At 46.6% G+C, this 16987-nt stretch carries 17 protein-coding genes; 2 read left to right on the forward strand and 15 right to left on the reverse strand.

Annotated elements, in window-relative coordinates:
- Window positions 1-249 (forward strand): hypothetical protein (locus JW881_00265; protein ID MBN1695917.1); only part of this gene is annotated, 249 nt, incomplete at its 5' end.
- Between the two features lie 84 nt (window positions 250-333).
- Here JW881_00265 and JW881_00270 read toward each other — a convergent pair.
- From JW881_00270 to JW881_00305, 8 genes are all read right to left on the reverse strand, one after another.
- Window positions 334-2787 carry an endo-1,4-beta-xylanase gene (locus tag JW881_00270; protein MBN1695918.1) on the reverse strand — a complete coding sequence of 818 codons (2454 nt, stop codon included), beginning with the start codon at window positions 2785-2787 and terminating at the stop codon, window positions 334-336.
- A 211-nt stretch (window positions 2788-2998) separates the two neighbouring features.
- On the reverse strand, window positions 2999-3910 hold the full coding sequence (locus JW881_00275) for a hypothetical protein (GenBank protein ID MBN1695919.1): 912 nt from the start codon (window positions 3908-3910) through the stop codon (window positions 2999-3001).
- A gap of 164 nt (window positions 3911-4074) precedes the next feature.
- Window positions 4075-4896, reverse strand: coding sequence for an E3 ubiquitin ligase family protein (locus tag JW881_00280; protein MBN1695920.1), 822 nt, complete (start codon window positions 4894-4896; stop codon window positions 4075-4077).
- A 92-nt stretch (window positions 4897-4988) separates the two neighbouring features.
- Window positions 4989-5669, reverse strand: a complete 681-nt coding sequence (locus tag JW881_00285) for a hypothetical protein (protein ID MBN1695921.1) — start codon at window positions 5667-5669, stop codon at window positions 4989-4991.
- Window positions 5670-5709: 40 nt separating this feature from the next.
- Window positions 5710-6330 (reverse strand): rhomboid family intramembrane serine protease, encoded by a 621-nt coding sequence (locus JW881_00290; protein MBN1695922.1) that lies wholly within the window; start codon window positions 6328-6330, stop codon window positions 5710-5712.
- A 25-nt stretch (window positions 6331-6355) separates the two neighbouring features.
- Window positions 6356-7771 (reverse strand): NAD(P)/FAD-dependent oxidoreductase, encoded by a 1416-nt coding sequence (locus JW881_00295; GenBank protein ID MBN1695923.1) that lies wholly within the window; start codon window positions 7769-7771, stop codon window positions 6356-6358.
- 206 nt (window positions 7772-7977) lie between these two features.
- Entirely contained in the window at window positions 7978-8523 is a 546-nt protein-coding gene (locus tag JW881_00300; protein ID MBN1695924.1) for a DJ-1/PfpI family protein, read from the reverse strand.
- A gap of 14 nt (window positions 8524-8537) precedes the next feature.
- On the reverse strand, window positions 8538-9527 hold the full coding sequence (locus JW881_00305; GenBank protein ID MBN1695925.1) for a hypothetical protein: 990 nt from the start codon (window positions 9525-9527) through the stop codon (window positions 8538-8540).
- A gap of 68 nt (window positions 9528-9595) precedes the next feature.
- Between JW881_00305 and JW881_00310 the strand changes: the two genes are divergently transcribed.
- Complete coding sequence (locus JW881_00310; GenBank protein MBN1695926.1) at window positions 9596-10279, forward strand: HAD family hydrolase; 684 nt, start codon at window positions 9596-9598, stop codon at window positions 10277-10279.
- Between the two features lie 80 nt (window positions 10280-10359).
- Here the strand turns inward: JW881_00310 and JW881_00315 are convergent, their stop codons facing one another.
- From JW881_00315 to JW881_00345, 7 genes are all read right to left on the reverse strand, one after another.
- Window positions 10360-12537 (reverse strand): EAL domain-containing protein, encoded by a 2178-nt coding sequence (locus JW881_00315; protein MBN1695927.1) that lies wholly within the window; start codon window positions 12535-12537, stop codon window positions 10360-10362.
- 124 nt (window positions 12538-12661) lie between these two features.
- The gene (locus JW881_00320; protein MBN1695928.1) at window positions 12662-12913 is read right to left on the reverse strand and encodes a hypothetical protein; all 252 of its coding nucleotides are present in this window, start codon (window positions 12911-12913) and stop codon (window positions 12662-12664) included.
- Between the two features lie 242 nt (window positions 12914-13155).
- Window positions 13156-14019 (reverse strand): hypothetical protein, encoded by an 864-nt coding sequence (locus JW881_00325; protein ID MBN1695929.1) that lies wholly within the window; start codon window positions 14017-14019, stop codon window positions 13156-13158.
- Between the two features lie 54 nt (window positions 14020-14073).
- Entirely contained in the window at window positions 14074-14484 is a 411-nt protein-coding gene (locus tag JW881_00330) for a PIN domain-containing protein (protein MBN1695930.1), read from the reverse strand.
- On the reverse strand, window positions 14465-14731 hold the full coding sequence (locus JW881_00335) for a hypothetical protein (protein MBN1695931.1): 267 nt from the start codon (window positions 14729-14731) through the stop codon (window positions 14465-14467). The genes JW881_00330 and JW881_00335 overlap by 20 nt, the downstream gene beginning before the upstream one ends.
- Before the next feature lie 80 nt (window positions 14732-14811).
- Window positions 14812-16101, reverse strand: a complete 1290-nt coding sequence (locus JW881_00340; GenBank protein MBN1695932.1) for an ATP-binding protein — start codon at window positions 16099-16101, stop codon at window positions 14812-14814.
- A gap of 220 nt (window positions 16102-16321) precedes the next feature.
- The gene (locus JW881_00345) at window positions 16322-16963 is read right to left on the reverse strand and encodes a hypothetical protein (protein MBN1695933.1); all 642 of its coding nucleotides are present in this window, start codon (window positions 16961-16963) and stop codon (window positions 16322-16324) included.
- Between the last annotated feature and the right edge of the window lie 24 nt (window positions 16964-16987).

A 16987-nucleotide genomic window follows, 5' to 3' on the forward strand; every position in this document is an offset into this window, starting at 1 on the left:
CATTTTTCCTGTTCATTCTTTTACCTCCTGCCTTCTTGTCGGCAGAAGCGGGCCGGTGCAGGTGACGGGGTGAAATTGACGGTTACGCTTTTTCTCCTCGTGTTGAATAGTCCCGACAACCGTTTCGTTTTCTGGTTCGCGGTTTCCCTGGGGGGATACGGGGTCCTGTCGTTTGTCTATTATCTGGGTTATCTTTTCAGCCTGAAAAGGAAATATGCCGAGGGACGTCAGCCGGAGACGTCGCTTTGAAATGTATAAAAAAGCCCCCCTTCCGTAGACGGAGAGGAGGGCTTCACGTAATATGTAAAACCTCTTACGGTACACTCGTCATGGTTACTGCGCCTGTCCCCAGAGGAGGGTGCCGTTCCGGTAGAGGGTGATTCTGTCGTACACGGCGAATGATGTATAGGAGGCGTCGAACGAATAGTCGTTCGTCTGGTCGTAGGCCGTCCAGTCGGCCTTGTTGATTCTGATCTGAATCTGGCCTGTCTGTGTTTTCGCGTCGAGGGTGCCCGCGCCGCTCGAGAATCCGATTTCGACGTAGCCGTCGTGAAAGGTTCCGGTCACGTTGCCGCTTCCGATGACCGCGTAATCGGTAGTGAACTCTTCGGCGGAAGATCCTTCTTTTGTGTAATAATATCTGACCTTGAGATCGCTCAGCGAGAAGCCGTCATTAGTGCCATTAATGATATTGATCTGGGGTTTGATCTGACTCGCGCTGGATGACTTTTCACTGCACATATACTGAATTGCGATTTCACCGTCCACGAAGCCGGGGGGAAGGGTGGGAACGGTTGTCGAACCCGGAACGGCCGTCGGTCCGGCGGTCGGCGCCGGAGTGACGTCGGTACTGACCGTGACGGTGATTCTCGCCGCTCCGTTTCCGGGCGAAAGCGTGAAGGTACCGACCGCACCGCCGGTGATCACCTCGTATTCGCCGTGGAAGCCCCTGAACGAATATTCGCCGCCCGAGATACTCCCGCTCGTTTCCGTCGTCCACTCGTCGATCAGGTCGAAATAGCGTCTTCCGGCGGCATTGATCGTCCAGTCCTGGTCCACGATCGCCGCGTCCGCCCCTTTCCAGTGCCTTCCGGCCCAGAACCCCCACATCATGATCCCTTCGACGGCCGGGTGGCTGAACGCGACGCGGTAGAAGGTCTCGAAGAGGTCCGCCCTGACCGTGACGTTCGAGTTTTCCACATCGAACTCCGAACACCAGATGGGAATCCCGAATTGGGAGAGTTTATCGATCCTGTCGTAGACGACGTACGGATTGATTTCATCCTCGAAATGGCACTGTACGCCGATGCCGTGAACTGGTGCACCCTGGTCCAGCAGATCCCGGATCTGGGCGATATAGAGATCGGTTTCGCCGTAGGTCACGACATTGTAATCGTTGACGAAAAGCAGACAATCGGGATCGAGCCGGTGCGTTTCCTCGAACATCCACGGCACGATCGAATCCCCGAGTTTGTCCCTGAAAAAGGAACCGTGGAGCATTTCATTGTTTACGTCCCAGTGCAGGAATTTTCCCTTGAAATGGGTGACCACGCTGTTCAGTCTGCTTTCAAGGGCGGACCGGAGCTGCTGTGCGGAAAGGTTTTTCACCCAGTCCTGGATATAATCCTCGACGGCCCAGAAAATGCAATGGCCCCTGACTTTTATATTATTGGTTTCGCAGAAATCGTACATCTGGTCCGCGGTACTGTAGGAGACGTTCCCCTGGCTGCTTTCGTTCGAGTACCATTTCGATTCGTTTTCGAAAACCGCCCATTCGAAATTGTTTTTGAAAAAATCGGCATAGGTTGCGTTCGAATTGATTTCCGAAGCGATCGCGGTGCCGAAAGCGAATTGGTGGCGGGTTTGCCTGACCTGGATCGTCCCGCTTTGTACCGGGGAGCCGCCCGCATCGACGATAGAAAGCACGGCGTCCCGTTTCCTGGTTTCCTCGATACGGGTGTTCGCTTCACCCTCCCAGTCGTCCGACTGGAGGATCACTTCCGCGTCATCGACATAATAGGTTCTCTCTACGGGAACGTCCTCGGGATACATGACGAGTTCCTCGAGGGTGCCCGTTATCGAGAGTGTATAGAAACCCGACATTTCGGTCCATTCGGCATTGGTCACGTCTTTTGTAGCGAGAATTTCATATGATTCCCCATCACCGTCGACTTTTTTCACCGTCGCCTTGAAATTGTCCGTCTGGGCGTTCGCCAGTCTCACCCAGACCGATATCCTGTATGTTCTGCCGTCTTCGCAAATCGGGAGCAGGTCCAGCCCGGGACCGTTCCATTCTTCGTTCCGTTCGGAGATATAGCCGGAGTAGTTTCCCGTCCGCGCCGCCTGTGTGGTCGCTTCCAGAGAACAGCCTTCGCAGAAGGGGTACCACCCGTCCGTGGTTCCGTTTTCAAAGCCGGGATTGGGAGCGAGGTTTTCGCTCTGCGGGGGACTTGTCGGCGGAACGGTCGCGGCATCGGTCGCCACCGGTGTTGCGGTCGGCGGATTTGTGGGACCGGGAGTCCCTTCGCACGGAAACTCGGAAATAAGGCCGACATACAACTGGGCGACAAGAAGCGCGTCCACGATGTTGATCGTACTGTCGCAATTAACGTCCGCCGCTTCACTGAAAAACGGCGACGGCTCCGAACCGACATAAAACTGCGCCACAAGGAGGGCGTCGACGATATTGATCGTCCCGTCATTGTTCGCGTCTCCCAGGTCCTGGGCTGAAAGGACTGTCATTGTGAAACATAAAAAAAGACCGATAAGAAGCGATATTTTTTTCATTGGTTCCTCCGTTTATTTTTATCTTTATATAATCCTGTTATCTTTTTAACGTTTTTCGTTTTATTTTCTCCGGCATATCGACATCCCCGTCGATTGCGGGAAGTTTTGCCGGTGTTTCAGTATAGCACGGATAAACGGGCGGGGTCAAATAAATTTTATTGTCATTGAAATTTTGATGTAATCATTGAGAAAGCGAGAGATTGAGTCTTTATCAGGAATAGATATATTCTTCCACCCAGTTTGCCCTGTTGAGCTTGTTCCTGAAATTGGTGGAATCATCGGCGATGATTTTTTTGATATAGCCGATGTGACGGTCGATCGCTTCGATATAAAGATTTCGCTTGATATTGAATCGTTTTTCGAAATGGCTCGCCGCGTATGTATACGCATTCATGAGTACCGTTTCGAAGTTTTTTTTCGTTATCGTATAAAAATCGATCGTTTTTTTGATTATGTCGAACTCCGTGTTGTACCCCTCGATGCCGGCTTCCTTGAACTCGTAGTAGAGAAAAAGAAGTTTTTCGAGGTAGGTCCGGTCCGACATCTGGCCCAGCAGATCGGCGGTCCCAAGTATCGCTCCGGCTGTTTTTTCTTCTTCGGATGAAAAGGCGATCGTATTGAATTCACTCGAAAGCCCGGTACAGCGGATGAGCCGTGTGACCGTGGCGATTTCTTCCTGCGTCAGTTTCAGTTTCCCGTTATGTTTTTCCAGAAAGGAGATGCTTCGCTGGATGTGTACCTTTGTGTATTTTGCGCCCGTTCCCTCATTATCCCATTCTTCCTGTATATAGCCGACATCATGGTATAACGCCGATGTTAAAAGCAGGAGTACCAGGTTAACGGGCAGTTTTTCCTTTTCGATATTATAGCCGTCGATCAGGCGGGCGGTTGCGAGAAATGTTTCGAGGGTGTGTTTCAGATCGTGATAAAAGGTATTGCATTCCCTGTAACCGGGATATCTTCCACGGAAAAGACGTCTGATGTTTTTGAATGTCGCCGTGATTTTTCCGAAAAGACCGTGGCGATAATGGGAAAAAAATATTTTTTTAACGGCATGCAATACGTTTTTCGGAAGCGAGGTATCGATAAGCTTTGATAATTGTTCAGTCCCTTTGATTTCCATTACGTTATTCCATTATGCCGGATTCCGGCCCGTTTTGCAAGTAAAATAATACATCCGTTATCCGTCGCGTCTGTTTGTTGCGGAATAAAATGGAACGATAAGCGTTTTTTCGGATAGACGCATCGGGTTCATGGGTTGAAGCGATTAACGGCTGCATCGGTCGACTAATTGTTGGGCATAATGCCGAGGATTTGAAGTATCAGAACGACAATCCCCCCGATACCGCATACGACACCGCCGATCAGCATGGCCGTCATCGCCCCTTTTAGATTACGGAGAAGCTCTTCTTCGCTTTTGACGCTGATCAGAAACTTTTTCTTTGTATCCGATGGTTTCTGCAATGCGATATCGCCGCCGGTATCGGCCGCTTCACCGAGTACATAAATGTCTGTGTCCAGCGGCAGGATCGATTCCTCATATTCATAACCCAATGTCCTTCTTCCGCCGCCCACCGTGATTGATGGAATCGAGACGGAAAAATGACCGATCCTTACCGTTGTGCCGCCGATTTCACCCGGCTGAAACTGGGAATACACCTTTTCCCGTATCATTTCGGCGCCTTCGGGGTTTATTTTTACTTTACCGGTCGAATCCTGAACAAAAAAGGAAACCGAACGCTCGTTCTGGGCTACGGTATCAGAACCCTGACGTGTTTTTTGCTGCCTGCGGCCCTGTTCGTCGGTATCCCAATATGTTTCCTCCCATTTCCGCGTGATCCGGTAGACATAGCTGACACATTTTTTCTGCGCCAGTTCCGATGTCAGCGGATTGTCGCAGACGACACGCCCTTTTACCTCGGCGATTTTATTGAACGAGCCGGGTTCTCCCAGGCCTTCGGCAACATCCTTTGCCTCCTGTGCCAGCTCGGATACCTTATAGGTTTGGGCCGCTTTCATTTGGTAGATTTTTTCCTTATTGGATCGTGAACCGATATAAAGACCGATGCCTATCGCGATGAGAATAATGGCGATAATATACCAGATCATGGCTTTTCTCCTTTCACAATATGATTCAGCATAAATGCTAATTCACGGGGTGCCAATAGTCAAGAAATAAAATGTATAAATGAAAGGGGTTTTCAAAAAACACGGTAGGGGATGATCTCCCTGATATGGAGTCTTATTTTTACGATTGTGGTGTACAAACCGGCGCGGACAAAGGTGTCCGGCGATGAAGCTAAAATTACCTCGCCGGTTATCTCCCTCGGTTTGTTGGCGAGCCGTTTTCGCAGATGATTTCTGACCGCTTCCTTTACGGCATTGGAAAGGGATGTTCTTTTTTCTTTGTATCCGCTGAAAAAATCGCTTTCCCCTTTGCCCGAGGCGACGGGAAAAGCGACGCTTTTCCATGATTGAAGCCGCCGGGCCTGATGGGCCTGGAGGGTGTAGGTGATGGTAAGGAAAAGCCGTTTACCGTGGACTTCCGAATCGACGATTTTGAGATACGGATCCCCCCATTTGATTTCGGCCACAGGCACCAGGTCGAATACCTCCTGTGCCTGCCGGCTGCGGTCGTAGGGAATATAGGTAAACGAGTACCCGTATATCATTCCCGAGATAATAATCCGCGCCTCTTCCAGGGCCCGGCGGGAGGCCTCTTCGCGGGAAAGGGGGATTTCCTCGTTTTCCTCTGATATAAAAGGTTCGAGGTCGCACCAGAGATAGATCGTTATCCGTTCGAGACTCGGCTCCAGACCGGAAATCGGGAAGGCGGAGGTCATCAGGAATATAAACGACAGAAGGAGGTGATTGCGTACCATCAGTATGATTATCGGAAGGGGGGGGACTTTCGCTTACCGTTTATCGATATCGGTCCATGAATATTCGAATGGGATTCATCTTGAGGCGTATCCAGAAGTAGAGGTACCCGAAAACGATACCGGCAAGGTGAGCGAGGTGTGATATGCCGGAGGTCCGGTCGGTAAAATAGAAAAAGACCGATAAGGCGGTGAAAATGAGGACCGCGATCGGCGCCTTGACCGGAATGATGAAACTCATGAGTATTGTCGCGTCGGGAAAGAGGGTCGCGTAGCCGAGCAGCAGCGCGTACAACGCCCCCGAGGCCCCGACGACATTCAGCCCGAATAAAAAGGCGACGATACCGGTCGCCGTGCCGGTGACCAGGTAAAGGGCCAGAAATTCGTTGCTGCCGAGCCGCCGTTCGAGTGCGGACCCGAATATGAGAAGGCCGAACATATTGAAAATGAGGTGGAAGAGGTTGGCGGGGGAATGGACGAACATATAGGTAAAGACCTGCCAGAAGTATCCCCGCGCCATGACACCCGCCTGTGAAAACAGTCCAAGGACAAAAAACGAAGAAGGGAAAAGCTGATTCAATAGGAATATTCCCACATTGATCCCGATAAGGATAAAAGTGACATTATAAAATGTATATCGTACCGGTCTTCGAATAAATTCCATCAATCCCATAGACACAATGTATTAATTATTCGGCGACATAGTCAACAGCAAATTCTTTATAATAATGATATTTTTTGAAATAACGGTTGACATTGTAACGCCATTGGAAAAACGTGATTTTGTTGTCGGTAAGCGGGTATTTCTGATAGTACTGGAATATGCGGTTCGCATCCACGATTGTCTGCGCGATATCGACGCCGATGGAAAACAGGCCGGGATTGGTAAACATTTTGAGGAATACGTCGGCGATATGATGCATATCGTAGTTGATCTGGCTTGAAGAATAAAGCTGCATGAAATTTTCATTGTAAAACAATCCCGATCTGAATATTTTTTTGAGTTTCTCGACCCCGAGGTGCTGGAGGAAAAGCCGTATGATATCGTAGTTTGCCATGATGGCGCCCCGTTTTGTCTGATAATGATGATTGTATGACCAGAGGGACGATGTGGAGACGTCGCCGCGGTTGAGGGCTTTCGTGATCGTCGAAGCGGCGATATCCGCGGCGTAGAGAGAAGACGACACGCCGCTTCCCGTGATAGGCACGTTCTGGCACGCCGCGTCCCCCACACAGAGAAAACCGTCTCCCACCATGCTGTCGATCGAGTGACGGATGCCGATCATCTTGCCGCCGCTTGCAATCCGCTTCCCGATATACGGGTAATCCTTTAGAAACTCTTCACAGCGCCGCCGGGCGGACACTTTTTGTTCTTCCTGCGGGGTCGCGAAGATGAGAAGCAGGGTATTGTTCTTTCTTAAAAACATCATACGGTACGCGTTATAGTGGCCCAGACATGTGTAGAAGATTCCCGGTTTGATGCCGGTCGATTCGACAAACTCCTCTACATATTTCTGCGGCATTTCCCTTTCTTCCTGCCATGCAAAGACCATATCCTTTTTTTCAACAGACCCTTGTATCATAAACGCGGGCGGTACCTGTTTTGAGAGTACTCTGTGAAAACCGGTTGCGTCCGATGTCACCGGCGCTTTCAGTGAAAAGTAGGATGACCTGAATATCCCTTTTCGGATACCGCATACACCGCAGACCGTTGTATTGTCTGTGAGAATTTCCTTGACATCGTGGCCTTCAAAAAAGGACACCCCCGCCGCGAGTGCTATATCGAGAAGGTACCGGTTGAGCTCCCTGTGGTTGATATAAAACACCGAATCACCGAACGCGTCCATTCGGATATGGTAATCCGGATGTTCAGCGTAAAAACGGTACTGTTCCGGGCTTTCCGTAAGCAGCCTTTTATCAGGTATTTTCAGACAGATACGGCCGAAAACATGTTTCTCAACCGCGATATCCCAACTAAAACCGATATCGGCGCGTTTTTTTACATCAAGCAGGGCGACGCGATAGCCTGCTTCGGCAGCTTTTTTTGCGAGTATACAGCCTGCGGTCCCGGCACCGGCGACGATGAGATCGTACTTTCTTTTCATATCCCTGTATATTATCGTAAAAACAGAAAAATAGCGGTAAAAATAATCTTTTTTTAAAAAAAAGCTCGACTTTTTACCCGGCACAATGTATATTAAAACCAGATTGTTATTGTGGGTGCGACAAGACCTGCCAATTATTCCTGAAAAAAGGGAAATCGGTGGGTCTTTTTTTTATCGCCACCCGCCTCGTGTCAAGGATCTTTCCGTTATTTTTGCAACGTTTTCCGGTGAATGGTTTCAGCAGCGGTTTTTCCCGCAAGAACTTCGATAAGAACGATTGCAAACTCGGCCGCCGTTCCGGGCCCCCTGCTGGTAATAATATTACCGTCAACGACGACACGGTCTTCACTGAAATATGAACCACTCAACCTCGTTTCACATCCGGGATAACAGGTGACCTTTTTTCCCTTTATGACACCCGATTTTTCGAGCACATAGGCGGGTGCCGCGCATATTGCCGCTATGTATTTCCCTTTTTCATTCATTTTCCGTATCAGCTCTATTGCACGGCCGGAAGCCGCAACGTGTTCGGCTCCCGGAAGACCGCCCGGAATGATGACGGCGTCGAGGTCGTCGGGTAATTCGCCGATTTCATACGGTGTCTGAATCGTGATTCCGTGGGAACCGGTGACGGTTTTTGATCCGATTCCCGCAAGAAGAACATCGATCCCCGCCCTGTTCAAAAAATCAGCCGGGGTGACGGCCTCGACTTCCTCGAATCCCTCTGCAAGTAACAATGCCGCTTTTGCCATATTCCCTCCTTTTTTTATATGATTCCTTTGAGCAGTTGCCGTGCCGTTGCCAGGTGTTCCTTTGCCGCCTCGTTCCACCGGTAATAATGGCTGTCCTGAAAGCCCGCCTTTGCCGTGAGGGCCGGTTTTCCCGAGGTTTTCGTGCCGTGAAGGAAGGCATCCTTTGCCCAAAGGAGTTTGTCATACCCGACAAAGCCGTTCGCATCATCCAGGACAACCTCGTCGTCGAATACCGCTTCCCTGTACCATTCGTATTTATCGTACTTTTGTATGTTTTCATCGATGATGTAGCTGTAAATACGGCTTTCCATGTAGCTCGGAAGGCGGCTTTCGATCCCGCTTACCCATTTCACCTTTTCGATCACCACGTCATGATCCTCGAAAGAGAGGTGGTTGTATGTCCGCAGGTATTTGTATATCTGTTTCGCCGCTTTGAGAAAACGGTCCGTATTGTCGACAGCCGCAAGGTCGCCCTCGAGCCGGGCATCGGTCCATCTCCCGGTCAGTCCGTCCGGTTTTCCGAGTACCTGCGCGTGACCGATATGGGGAATGATCGACTGGGGATCGACGAGGTTCCACGCTTCATCGGCGCCGCTGAAATTCTGGTGCGCCCATGAATCGGCATAGGTATGCACGGCGATTCCCACACGGTAGAGGTTTCGTGTTTTCAGCCCGGCGACGAGGAGTTCCTTGACCCGTGATGAGCCGGGAGTCGTGTTGAGATGATTCCGTTTCCCGTCTTTTCGCCGGCAGCCGGGATATTCCGGGTCGCCGGGAAAGAAGTGAAAAGGGATATAGACGTTTTTCGGATAATAATCGTCCCACCATCCGTAATTCTGTGTGGGAATGGTTTCATAGATCGATCCGTTTACCCTGATTCTGCGACCGATGAGATTGTTGTCGGTATATTGTGATGAATAGGCGATTATATGGCTGTCCCCGTCCGAGAAGCCCGCCTCCTTGCTGAGGATGTAAACAATATAATAATGAAACTCGAGGTTCATGATAAAAATATATTCAGGATTTTCGTTTTAATCAATCAATCGCAAAGACTCTTGTAAAAGAAATCGCGATGATATATTTTTTTCTCATGGAAATAGCGACGATTCCCCCCATCATCGAGGGGCTTATCTTCGATATCGATCTCACCCTCTACGACAACAGGGAATACTACGAGAGTCAGAAACGGCTGCTCCTCGAAAAACTGGCCCGGATAACCGGACGTTCGTATGAGGAGACCCTCGAGGCGGCGGATGAGTATCAGACGGGATATATGAAGGCCAATAACGGTAAAAAGCTGAGCATGGGAAACCTCTTTCTTCTGGGATTCGGAATCAGTATCGAAGAAAACTGCAGGTGGAGATCCTCCCTCTTCAATCCGGAAGCCTATCTCCGCCTTGACCGGCGGCTTGTTCATACCATGAAAAGGCTTTCCGAACGATTTCAGTGTGCCGCGGTCACGAACAACACGCGGATCATCGGTGAACGGACATTGCGGGTACTCGGTATCGATTCCTTTTTCCGGGTCATTATCGGCCTCGACCAGACACTTGTGTCGAAACCATCGATGAAGCCCTTCTATCGAGCGGCCGAAAAAATAGGGGTGCCGCCCGAACGCTGTATCAGTATCGGCGACAGGTTCGAGGTCGATGTGGAACTGCCGGTCCGTGAAGGAATGGGAGGAATTCTCGTGGAATCCATGGAGGATGTCTACCGTCTTCCCGATTTGTTGATGAAGGAGAGTCAAACACGATAAACAGGGTGATGGTTACATCGTAAAACCGGCAAAGCGGATTGATAGGCACCTGCAATGCCCTTATCCGTTCCTGCGGAGTTTCATTGTTTGATCGGGGGGGATATGATCTTGAGATTTCCTTTTACAAGCATCGCCGTTATCTCCTCAGAAGGAACGGCTTTACTGATATATTTGCCCTGAAAAAGAGTGATTCCCCGGGAAACGAGTATTTCAAGCGCTTTTCCGGTTTCGACCCCTTCGGCGATAACCTCCATGCCGAGTCCCTTCGCGAGCATGAGGATGGTATTGACTATTTTCTGGTTTGCGGTTTTTTCGATTTTGGTTATAAACGATCTGTCTATTTTTATAATATCGATCGGGAGTGTCGAAAGATAGCTGAGGGAAGAATACCCCGTTCCGAAATCGTCGAGTGCGATCGAGATACCCCTGTTGCGGTGCTTGAGTTCCCTGATTGTCGCTATCGTCTTTTCGGGATTTTTCATGAGATGGCTTTCCGTTATCTCCAGCTTGATGCGTCCGGGATCGAGTTTCAGATAGTGGATGATGTTGGTGATCGAACGGATAAAGTCGTAGCGTTCGAATTGTTTTACCGAGACATTGATACTGACGTAGAAATCGGGATGAAAATTCCTTCTCCATTCACGGGCCTGCCGGCAGGCGGTTTTTATCACCCAGTTCCCGATAAGATCGAAAAGACCGTATTTCTCGGCAAACGGAAGATATTTCGACGGGAGGACGAGTCCTTTATCCGGATGCTTCCATCTGAGTAATGCCTCGACGCCGATGAGGGTTCCCTTTTCGTTGACAATCGGCTGATAATACAACGCGAATTCGTTGTGTTCAAGGGCTTTGCGGATTTCCATTTCAAGAATCAGATTTTCAATCGCGGTTTGGTTCATTTCTTCGGTAAAAAAACTGAAGGAATTACCGGTTTCTTTTGCCTTGTACATCGCCATATCGGCGTTTCGGACGAGGGTGTTGATGTCTGCCCCGTCCTGTGGTATCAATGCGATACCGATGCTGCATCCGAGGGATACCTCGGATATAAGATCGGAACCTTCCACCGGAAAGCGTTGCTTGATCGAATCGATGATACGCTGACCGATAAAAGCCGCATCGGTTTTTTTTCTGATTTCGGGAAGGAGGATGACGAACTCGTCTCCCCCGAAGCGGTACAAATCGGTGAATCTGTCCATATCGAGCGCGTCGCTGAAGCGATAAATATGGTCGTTCGTCCGCAGGCATTTATTGATCCGCTGAGAACATTCGATCAGGATTTTATCTCCCACCGTATGCCCGAGGGTATCATTGACTTTCTTGAATCCGTCGAGGTCGAGAAAAAGCAGGGCCGCGATTTTTCCGGGTTCCCGTTTCATCTCTTGCAGTATTTCCTTCAGGTAGAGATCGAAGAGGTCCCGGTTTCCCAAAGCGGTGAGTTTGTCGTGGTAGGCGAGATGTTTCAGGTGTTTTTCCGTTTTTTTTCGGCTCGTGATATCCCGCATGATAAAGGTGAGTGTTCTATCATCGCCTTTCCCGATCCAGCTTCCGAAAGAGACTTCGAGGGGAAAGAGGTGGTTGTCCTTTCTCCGGCCGATGATTTCAAGGCTTTTTGCCTGGCTTTCAAACCCTTTTTTCCCGGCGTCGTCATGGGAGGCTTTTTCGAAGATCGATCTGTACTGTTCGAATCCCCCGCCGGGCAGTATTGTCCTGACATGGTTGTCGAGAAGCTCCTTTTTTTTATAATAAAAAACCTTTTCTGTCGCGATATTGGCGTATTTGATAATAAAATCCTTGTCGATCTGCACAATCGCCTCCGCCGCGTTTTCGGCCAGTGTGATATAATTGCTTTTACTTACCCGAAGCATTTCCTGAAGGCTTTCGAAAAGGGATAGATCGTCGATGATGATGAGGAGTATTCGTTTGTTGTTTTCAAGGAAGCAGATAAGCGTGAGTTCGACCGAAAAGAGCCTTCCCTTTTTATGTTTCGCTTTCAGTATCGTGTTTCGCTTCATCGTCCTTTTTTCTTCTCCGACGCGTTTCATAAGGGAAGCAAAAAGGTTATAACGGAATTCCCGGTGATAATCCCGCGCCAGCAGCCTGAGTATGCTTTGATGAATGAGTTCTTCTTTCGTGTATCCGAACATGGCAAGACAGGGATTGTTGACGTAAAGCACAGCGCCCTTGTTGTCGATCTGAATCACGGCGCTTTTTAAATGCTCGAAGAGTGAGGCGCTGTCGATTCTTACGTTGTTGTCCATACGATAATAGTAGTGTAATCAATTTTGAAACGAAATGGTAGCAGCTTTGGTAAAATTATTGTTTTCGTATGACCGAGGCCGGAACCGGCAGCAAGGTCCGGCAGGAGGAGACACAAAGCCGGTATTACAAAAATATCCGTCTGCGACGGCGGCTTAGTACTATGAAATCGTCTTTTTCATTTTCTGCGATTTTAATAAGATTCAGGCGAAGGAGAATAGTTCGTTTTTCTTCACTTCGCTTCGTCGTTTTTCTGTAGCATTCGAATCCCAGTCTTTCCCGCAGACGAAGGAACTCGAGCGGCGATATGTCGTTTAGGTGCCGTACGATACGTTTCATTGCGATGCCTTTTTCTTCAATGATATCAGTTCGGACCATATATCGTTTTCCGGGCTGACCGCTTTTTTGTGAAGATAATCCCGGTCAACAAGAAGCTGCCGTTTCAGGGGAGATTCCGTGTTTTTTATTAGAGAGAGAGTTTTTTTTATGTTCGTCACCATTATATCATAACAGTTATCCGTAGCGATGGCAAGAATGGGGTTTCCAACGGTTTCCTGAAGTTATATAACTTTGACACCACTTAATTCGTTAACTATTGACTGGAATCCCTGTTTATCCGTCTATATCATATGATCGTTATTCACGATCAACTGCGGCCATTTTTTGAATATAGTTGTGGAAATTTTCTGTTTTGCAAAAGGATTATGAAGGACAACTATATTATGCTTCATTTTATAAGAAAGTAAAAAATATCTGCCGAAAATTTTTATTGTGTATTCTTTAAGCCAGGATTCTATAACGATAATAGCGCTGATCCTGGTATAACCCGGACTGGAATCCTCTTTTATCGGTTTTGTGAAACGGCCGTCCAATACTGTTTTTATACCGGTTTCCCCAACGGCGCTGCCAGTGTCATTATATATCTCAAATGTTATCATTTGTTTTCCAAGAAGCGCCTTTATTAAGGGAAGCCTGCATGTATAGAATGAGTATCCTGAAGGGACAATAACAAGGATATTGGGAGTTTCATCCGTGAATTGCCTATTCGCTTTTTTTATGATTTTACCGATAATGGCACTGTGATCGACGGCATTTGCTTTTTCCTGTATTTTGCGATAAGGCGCCTTGACTTCTATTCCAACCTTTCGTTTTTCAATTATCACGTCCATGTCGAGAACTCTGTTGTTCCTGCCGGCAGGTTTTGGAAATACTTTCAGCTTCAGTTTCTTATCGAAGAACCAGCAGGCAATACATTCGGATAACGCCGATCTGAAGTTTTCGGATTCCAATTCTCGTAATCTATAAACGATTTCTCCGTTATCGTTCAGAAGGTTGTTGCGTTCGGCAGATTCAAGATACTCCCGCCACATACGTTTTATTGCCTGATTAGTTTTTATTATTAACTTTTTGTCTGAATCAGATAGTGGGGCATGGCTGCTTTTTAAAATCTCGAGATTTGACTGTAATTCATGGGATTTGTTCATTTTTTTTCCAGTTCGTCAATCAGTTCCTTTGGAAAAATCATGTCTAAAACGCTTTCATTTTTCAATTTGCAGGAATTCCTTTGAATTCAGCACAGGCAGTCCGCATTGTTTATAATCTTTTTTATTTCTTGTTATAATAAAATCGATATGATTTTTTTTCGCTGTAATAAATTGCATTGCATCTTCAAAATCTTCCGCATCCGTCAATAATGCTTCGTCCACTGTTTCTTCATCTATCGTCAATATGGATAATATTTTTCTTAGTTTTTTAATATTTTTGATTGATCTTTTCTTTCCTCCGAATTTTGTCATAATGTAATGAATATTCGCAACGACAAGCGGGGTTGTATACCCTTCGTATCGATGGTTATCGATTTTTGACATTAATGTTGCAGTGCTTTGATAATCATTTCTTTTAAGAAGCAGATCCAGAATAATGTCCGAGTCAATGAATAGTCTTGTCATCGAGATATTTTTCTTTCAGATATTCATATTTCGCCTTTTTGAAATCAAAATCATCGGGTACGTGAACCGATCCAAGCAATTCCCGAACCGTTGGAGATATATCATCTTCAATTTCTTTATCGCCGGATGTAATCAATCTGAAATAATTCTCGACCACTTCGGATAACGATTCGTTTTTATTCGAGGCATACTGCTTCGCTTTCTCGATAATTTTGTCATCAAGCGATAACGTCAGTTTTTTATTCATTGTAATCCCCTTACGTATAAAATATATAACATTTAATACGTATTGTCAAGAATAGACGTATCATCTGCTAATAAATATTACTATTCTCCTCCGAGAAGGTTCGAGACGTGTGAAGAAAAGACGTATGGGATAAAAACAAAGGTGATTCCCTCTTTTTCCGTTATCCCCGAATAATCTTTATTCATGATTACTCCTTTTTTTATTTTTTCTTTTATACAGAAATTGAGAAGTGAAAGCGGAATAAATCCGCAGGTGCCGCTTTTCACTTCAACGGGGAGTATGGTACGGTTTTTTATAAGGAGAAAATCGATTTCCGTACCGCTTTTTGTTCTGAAAAATTTAATTTCGGTAAAGATATCGATGTTATTTACAATCTCATTATAAAAAAAATTTTCAACGAGTATACCCCAGTCATTCCTTAATGCCGGAACATTATTCATGTTTTTTATAAGAAAGTTTCTCAGCCCCGTGTCTTCAAAATATATCTTCGGATTTCTTACGATTTCATTTTTTCTGTTTTTAAAATATGGCCTGATGATTTCGATTATATATGTTTCTATGGCAATATTGACGATGTCATTAATTTTTCTGTAATACGTGCCCAATTGATTTGCAATTTTATTGATGTTCATCAGATTCCCCGCGGTGATTCCAAGAAACTCCAGGACATTTTTATACCTGACGGTGTCCGAAACACCGCAATGTTCTCTGATATCTTTTCTCAGATAAGAATTGAGAATATCAAAAATCTTTTTGCCTTTTCTTTCTCTGTCGTTTTCAAGAACAACGGCAGGATATGAGCCGAAAATTATTTTTTCCATACAATGCTTCTCGAACGTGTTGAAAATGAAGGAAGAGATATTCTGTCCGGGTATATAGGAGTCATATATATCAAGCAGATTGTCCAATTCCTTGAAAATAAGGTATTCCCTGAAAGAAAGAGGAAATACTCTGAAAATCATTTTTCTTCCCGACATCGACTCTGAAATAGTCTTGTTGATTTCTATACTTGAAGAACCTGTTGCGATTATTTTTATATTCTTGTGATGGTCATGAAGGTTTTTAAGTGTTTTCCCGGCCCGGTTTACTCTTTGAAACTCATCAAGAAGCAAAACAAATGTATCAGTAACAGGATCAAGTCCTTTCGTTTTAATAAAATCCAGTGTATTTTCATACGTCGAAAGGATTTCAAGGTTTGTTTCAATGTCAAGATCCAGTGATAAATAATGTATGCCGTTTGTTAAAAAATATTTTTCCATCAGCTGTAGAATTGAGGTTTTACCGACCTGTCTGCTTCCCAACAGGATGAGAATCTCGGGGGAAGAAAGTTCCTTGATGATGAATGGTATAATATTTCGTGTATAGAGCATAAAATAATATGCTCTATTTTTACATTATTGTCAATACAGTGTTTGTTTTTCAAAATCGACAGTAAATGTTTAATAATCAGTCTCTATCTGTAGTATCATAAAAAAAGCCCGCCTGTTGAAAACGGCGGGCGTGCAACCAGTGGGAGGTTGCATTGTAACGGGTGCAGGAAGGCTCATATAAGTACGACGAATATCCGTATGATTTTCATACGGTTTTTCATCACGGTTTTTTATAAAATTTCTCTGCGTCCTCCGTATCAATATCATTGGAATCCGCTTCGTGAAAATCCCTGACTCGCCTTTTCCAGTCGAAAAAACTGAAAAGATCGCATAGTCCGAAATTTTCCTTCTCCCCTATCGATACCCAGAACTTTTGTTTTTCCGTTTGTGTATCGCCGGTGATACCGAGCACATAATAGGTCCCCGTTTGGGGAAGCCTCACTCTTTGTTCCAGCAGGATCCATGACGCCGTATCGGTAAAGGGTTCGTGAAAATACCTGGGATGGCCGGTCCCTGTTGTCGGAAAGAAATAACCGGTTTTAATGGGAAGATCGACAGGAAGGTCCTCAAGTGGGGGAAGTCCACGTCCAAGCAGGGCGACTGCCGGTCTGAACCCTGAAAGCCGTCCGATTACGGGAACACCTATACTGATATAGACCTCATCATCCTTTTCCCCGCTGAACTTCAACCAGATACGGTCCCCGTCGGTTTCAACATCGTGGTAAACGACCTGTGAAATCCCGGGATTGCTGATAGTAACGACGTTGTCTTTGTTTTTTGCGTCAAAAAGCGGCTTGTGCGCGGAAAGCGGGAGGAGAACAAGGAAAAGCAATAGTAATGATAGCATTATATCTTTTTTCATCTCTTCCTCCTCAATAAGTTCAAT

This window comes from Spirochaetales bacterium (genome assembly GCA_016930085.1).
Classification (GTDB): Bacteria; Spirochaetota; Spirochaetia; order SZUA-6; family JAFGRV01; genus JAFGHO01.